At 37.9% G+C, this 6,174-nt stretch carries 7 protein-coding genes; all 7 read right to left on the reverse strand.

Translation table 11 applies throughout. The features are described 5' to 3' along the window. Positions 1 to 248, reverse strand: a 248-nt coding sequence (locus tag QZ135_RS24150) for a glycosyltransferase family 2 protein (protein WP_294615591.1), incomplete at its 3' end; no start/stop codon positions are given. Between the two features lie 3 nt (positions 249 to 251). Further along, positions 252 to 1,097: a glycosyltransferase gene (locus QZ135_RS24155; RefSeq protein WP_294615593.1), complete on the reverse strand. Its 846-nt coding sequence runs from the start codon at positions 1,095 to 1,097 to the stop codon at positions 252 to 254. Continuing rightward, positions 1,097 to 2,461: an oligosaccharide flippase family protein gene (locus QZ135_RS24160; RefSeq protein ID WP_294615595.1), complete on the reverse strand. Its 1,365-nt coding sequence runs from the start codon at positions 2,459 to 2,461 to the stop codon at positions 1,097 to 1,099. The genes QZ135_RS24155 and QZ135_RS24160 overlap by 1 nt, the downstream gene beginning before the upstream one ends. Next, positions 2,446 to 3,459 (reverse strand): GDP-mannose 4,6-dehydratase, encoded by a 1,014-nt coding sequence (locus QZ135_RS24165; RefSeq protein ID WP_294615597.1) that lies wholly within the window; start codon positions 3,457 to 3,459, stop codon positions 2,446 to 2,448. The genes QZ135_RS24160 and QZ135_RS24165 overlap by 16 nt, the downstream gene beginning before the upstream one ends. A gap of 2 nt (positions 3,460 to 3,461) precedes the next feature. Then, positions 3,462 to 4,361: an NAD-dependent epimerase/dehydratase family protein gene (locus tag QZ135_RS24170; RefSeq protein ID WP_022010995.1), complete on the reverse strand. Its 900-nt coding sequence runs from the start codon at positions 4,359 to 4,361 to the stop codon at positions 3,462 to 3,464. A gap of 1 nt (position 4,362) precedes the next feature. Continuing rightward, on the reverse strand, positions 4,363 to 5,442 hold the full coding sequence (rfbG, locus tag QZ135_RS24175; protein ID WP_280229491.1) for a CDP-glucose 4,6-dehydratase: 1,080 nt from the start codon (positions 5,440 to 5,442) through the stop codon (positions 4,363 to 4,365). A 5-nt stretch (positions 5,443 to 5,447) separates the two neighbouring features. Beyond that, the coding region (rfbF, locus tag QZ135_RS24180; RefSeq protein WP_294615602.1) for a glucose-1-phosphate cytidylyltransferase at positions 5,448 to 6,174 on the reverse strand (727 nt) is incomplete at its 5' end.

Here is a 6,174-nt window from a genome sequence, read left to right on the forward strand (position 1 = left end):
CATTCGTTCCAATTTAAAACAGGGCCAATATTAGTTTTATTCTGATATATTTTAATTCTATAATCTTTTCTTGCCCATGTATTCAAAATATTCCAAGTTGAATCTGTACTACAGTTATCAACTATAATAATCTCAATATTTTGATACGTTTGACTAATAGCAGATCTTATAGCATCTTCTATGTATAGTTCTCTGTTATATACCGGAATTACTATAGATACCAAAGGATTAGTAACAAGTGCATTCATATATTATTGCAATCTGCTAATCAACATAAACTTAAACCTATTAATATTTGACAAAAACCGCATACTACTTAAACTCTTAAAATTATATCGCCTATATAAAGACCAAATATTTCTTAAAGAAAAAAGATTTCTCATATAGCCCCTATATATCTTATTTTTCATGATATATTGTTCAGGTAGTATTGAAAACCACAAAGGTATTTGATACATAAAAATATCTATAGCATTAGATTTCCAAGTTTTCTCAATTTCTCCCAGTTCTACTAATACATAATCTGAATAAAACAAACATTGTCCAATTGCATTACCACTCAACATTGACTCCCAAGGAATAGCAGAATATGCATGACTAGTACCAATATATTTCTCAACATCACAACGATTTATTAATCCATTTCTAATTATTACAGTACCATATGGCATTTTATCCCATAAAAAAGAGAAAGCACTCAATTTCTCTACATAAACAGTTGTTTTAAATGTCGAATCAACAGAAAGGACAATAAAATCAAAACATTGTTTTAAGTAGGATTCTATTTTCTTATAAAAATCGTCCACCAAAAAATCATCATCTCCCAACATTAATGTATATTTAGAGACTTGTTTATTAAGGACATTAAGCATATTTCGATCTATCCCTATATTAGTTTCATTTTTACAATAGAATATATAAGGATACAACTTTTGCTTTGCACATACAATATTTTCTGTTTTATCAAGAGAACAATTATCATACACTTGTATACAAACATCATATTCGTTTACAGCACTAATAACACGATCTAAAACAGTATCTAAGACATCACACCTATTATAAGTAGGTATAAAAATGGACAACAAATTATTCATTAGCTCAATAATTTTGTTAAGAAGGAAGACTTTTTCTTCATATAAATAAAATAATATATTTGAATAGGGGATAGAAAAGCACTTAATGAGATACAAATTATCATACTCCAAATAGCTCCTTCAATAGCTAATCCTAAAGATTTGAGAAGATAAAATAATGGAAAAAATATCAAAGCAGATAAACTGGTTGAATAAACACCTAATCTAACCTTTCCAATGGCCCCAACAATACATCCAAAAATACTATTCCAGATGCTTACCAATGCAAATAGGAGCATTGCCAACAATAGAGACATACTTATATTCAAGTCCTGCCCTAGCCAATATTCAATAACTGCTGGACCTACAAAAGCCATAATAACAGCCACTATTATTGTTAATAAAAACACAAATAAACAATATTTTACAGACTTCTTAATCCATTTATAGTTTCCCAGAATATATGCGTTCGTATAAGACGGCCATAAAGGTGTCATAAGAATACCCCACAAAAAGATTAGAATATTATAATATTTAAAAACAATATTGTATTTAGTAACATCAGCAGGACCAAAACTATTAGCTATAAGAAAACTGTTAGTCTGAAATATTATAATAGCAGATATCTGTATAATAAAAAAATTAATACCAAGAGAAAAGATTTCAGAGAAATGTTGTTTATCAGAATATCTAATACAAGGCCTTAATTCCCTCAATTTATTAGAATATAAATAAATAGAAAAAACAAACAAAATTATTAATGGAACATATAATACTACTATTGTAAAAATAATAATAGATTTTACTCCTAAATAATTAAGAAGTATAACCCCAATAAAAGCCCCAATTTGCCCAATAAATTCTATTAATGAATTAAATCTTATATTTTGCGTGGCAGCCAATACTGGAGTTATTATTTGAAGTATAAACCTCATACAGAATGCTATAATCACCAGAAAAGCTGTTATAGTTAGATCATTATTAAATATTTGTTCAACATTCAAAAGAAGATTCCATTTAATAAAACAATTGATAATCAAAGATATCACTAATATAACAGAAAAGATTAGCGCAGAATATACATATGATGTACTAACCAATTTTTTTGAATACTCAATATTGTTTACAGCTAAAGATTCTGTCAATTTATTTTTTAATCCATTTCCGATTCCAATATCAAACAAACTTAACCACGAAACTACTGATGTCAAAGCTAGCCAAACACCATATATCTTTTCATCAAGGCAACTCAATAGAATTGGTACATACAATAAAGATATAATAAATGACAGCCCCTTTAACACGAAAGTATAAACAATATTCTTGCCAGTCAATTTGGTCAAAGAATCTACATTCTTAAAGAACTTCATTACTTCATTAACCAAATAAGCATTCTATCAATGCCACTTTCTTTCGATACCTTCGGCAGCCATCCCAAAATCCTTGTAGCTTTTTCAATATCCGCCACGAAAACCTTCTGATCACTCTCCCGCCAAGGTAATTGAGTATAGGTCATCTCAATATCAAGTTTATTCTCAAGCAAATCAAACAGTTCCAACAAAGAAAGACTATTTTCTATACCACCTCCAATATTAAACACCTCGCCATAAGCTTTGTCAATGTCCTTTGCTGTAAAATACAAATTCACAACATCCTCACCATGAAGAACATCACGGACCTGTTTACCGGTACCCGAGATTGTAAAAGGTTCTTGCAAAGTATGGTTCTTGATCTCCAGAGCTTTCTGACAGAACCAGCCAATCCACCCCTGATCGTAGGTAGCGTGCTGATTACTGCCGTACATGGAAGAATGACGGAAAACAATCGTCTTTAAACCATAGATACGATGGAAGTCCAGCAGGTATTGATCGGCACAACCCTTCGAACAACCGTAAGGAGAGTGAAAATCCAAAGAAATCGATTCAGGAAAGCCATTAGGGTATTCTTCGCAAACATAACGGGTAGACTCTTCCCTGAAATGCAAATACTCAAAATCACCGTAAACCTTATTCGTCGAAGAATACAGGATTACAGAATCCGGAGAATACTTACGGACAGCATCCAGTAAATTGAATGTTCCCAAAGCATTTGTTTCGTAGTCCAACCGAGGATTGGAGATGGAGGTGGTCATCGCAACCTGGCCCGCCAAATGAAAAATATAATCCGGCTGCACCTCCTTTATTACCGTTTCGACATCGTTGGTATTGCGGGTATCATAAGGATAATATGTAAAGTCACCTTTCGTACGTAACCACTCAAGATTTGAGCTGCTGCCATAACGAAATAAATTGTCCAAGACAAAGAGTTCTTCACCTCTCTTTAGCACCTCCGCTGCAAGATTGCTCCCTATAAAACCGCATCCGCCGGTTATCAAATACTTCATAGTTATTGTTTTAAATAATCAGTTAGTCTTTTTTCGTTATCAAAATGGATATTGCATCCCGTTATTGATGATAGTTTAGCTATGGAGCATTTAAGATCCATAGCTTCATTCTCCCGATAGGGTAAAGCACCGTAATTCACATCCGATGACGAGTGAAGATATGCTTTACAATGCTCGATAATCTGTTTCAAAGAAATACTTTCTCCGCTACTCACGTTCACAATCTCCCCAAGACATTTGAAATGGTTCTGTAAAAGGGATTCTATTGCACAAGAGAAGTCATCCACATAAATAAAATCTCTTTTCTGTTCACAGGGGGAAACATTCAAAGGAAGCCCGGATCTCAGTTGTCCGACAACATAGGGGATGAATTTATCCTTATTCTGAAGCGGACCAAACAAATTACCGGGTCGGACAACCATTATCGGAAAGCCATAATTCCGATACAACATCATGGATGTATTGGTTGTCAATTGCTTGACCAAGGCATACGGAGAGTTAGGACACTCACGGTCTTCCTCCCGAAAGGGAGATTGTTCAGAACCATACTCTTCAGAACTGCCGAACTGAACAAAAAGTTTCAACGAGGATTCTTCTTTGAAACGTTCATACAAATTGAGAAGGATCTTTAAGTTGGACGAAATTAGTTCATCAAACAAAGACATATTCCGCTCCGCCGTCACTATCGAAGCAAGATTTATGATATAATCAGGTGATGGTACATCCTGTGGGATACGTTGACTTACCAAATCCAGTTCCGTTGTTTCAATGGAGGGACAAGATGTAAAGAAGGGCTGATCAATATACTTATCAAATACATGCACATGATATTTTTGAGACAGATATTGTGCCAGGTTCTTGCCGATAAAGCCGCTCCCTCCAATCAGAAATACTGTTTCCATCTTATTTCTGTATAAAATTAACTATCTGGTCAACACAAACATCATATACCTCTTCTTCCCGGTATCTTTTATACCAGTCCACCGTCAACTCAACCGTCTGCTCAATATTCATCTTCGGTTCCCAACCTAAACGGAATTTTGCCTTCGAAATATCCAGCATCAACAACTTCGCTTCATGCAACGCATGCGGATCAGAAAGGTCACGAAGTTCACCGGAACCGTAATTATTCACTACTTCCGTAGCCACATCCCATACAGTAGAGATTGACTCGGCTCTCGGACCGAAGTTCCAGCCTTCACAATATCTCGTAGGATCACTCCACATCTTCTGCGCAAGCAGCATATAGCCACTCAGCGGTTCAAGTACATGCTGCCAGGGACGGATAGCTTTCGGACTTCGGATATTGATAGCCGCTCCAGATTCCAAAGCCTTGATGCAGTCCGGAATGATACGGTCTAAAGCCCAGTCTCCACCACCGATAACGTTACCAGCTCTTACACTGGCGATGGATTTTCCGTGTTTATCGTATTGCTCGGGGTGAAAGAAAGAGCGACGCCACGAAGCAATCGCGATCTCAGCGGCTCCCTTGCTACTGGAATAAGGGTCATAACCGCCCATAGGCTCGTTTTCACGATAGCCCCAGATTTGCTCTTTATTCTCGTAACATTTATCTGTGGTAATCATCACACCTACCTTCACGCTATCCGTAGAACGGACTGCCTCAAGAACATGGATTGTTCCCATTACATTGGTTTCGTAGGTTTCAACAGGGATGTCATAACTCAAGCGAACCAGAGGTTGGGCAGCAAGATGAAAAACAATCTCAGGTTGATATTCCTGAAAGATAGCCTTTATACGCTCGCCATCGCGGATATCGGCACGAAGGTCGGCCTTAATTTTCTCGCCGATACCGGAAAGTACGAAATTGTCTCGAGCCGTAAAAGGGTCTTGGGCCACACCAATCACCTCGGCCCCCAATTCATGCAACCAGATGGAGAGCCAGCTACCTTTAAAACCCGTATGACCAGTGACAAGGACGCGTTTGCCCCGATAAAAATTATCAAATATATCAATTCCCATACGGCTTACCACACTTTCCAGGGAGCAACTCCCTGATCCCACATTTCATTCAATTCTGTATTGTCTCTCAGAGTATCCATCGGTTTCCAGAAACCCGTATGACGGAAAGCGTGCATCCGGCCCGCCTTGGCTATAGACTCGAGGGGCTGACGCTCAAAGATGGTGGAGTCACCCTCAGGGATATAATCGAACACTTCGGGTTCACACACAAAATAGCCTGCATTGATCCAATTACGGTCACCGTCGGGCTTCTCCTGGAAAGAGAGGACCTTGTCCGTATCGAGATCGAGCTGCAGGGCGCCGAACTTACCACCGGGTTTGTAGGCCGTAAGGGAAAGGAGGCAGCCCGAAGACTCGTGAGCCTTCAGGGTATCACCGATGTTCAGGTCGGTGACACCGTCACCATAGGTCAGCAGGAAACGTTCGTTCCCGAGATATTTCTGTACACGCCGGATACGCCCGCCCGTTTGGGTATTCAGCCCAGTATCGACCATCGTGACTTTCCAGTTCTCGGAATGGTTGTCCAGAATGGTGGTCGTATTGTTGGAAAGGTCCACGGTCATATCGCTGTTATGACGGAAATAATTGGCGAAATACTCCTTGATGATATATTGTTTATAACCGCAGCAGATCACGAAATCGTTGATGCCGTAATGGCTGTAGGTTTTCATGATATGCCAGAGGATGGGTTTACCACCGATCTCCACCATAGGCTTGGGGATCAGGTTAGTG

Origin of the sequence: uncultured Bacteroides sp. (genome assembly GCF_905207245.1) — a bacterium.
Classification (GTDB): Bacteria; Bacteroidota; Bacteroidia; order Bacteroidales; family Bacteroidaceae; genus Bacteroides.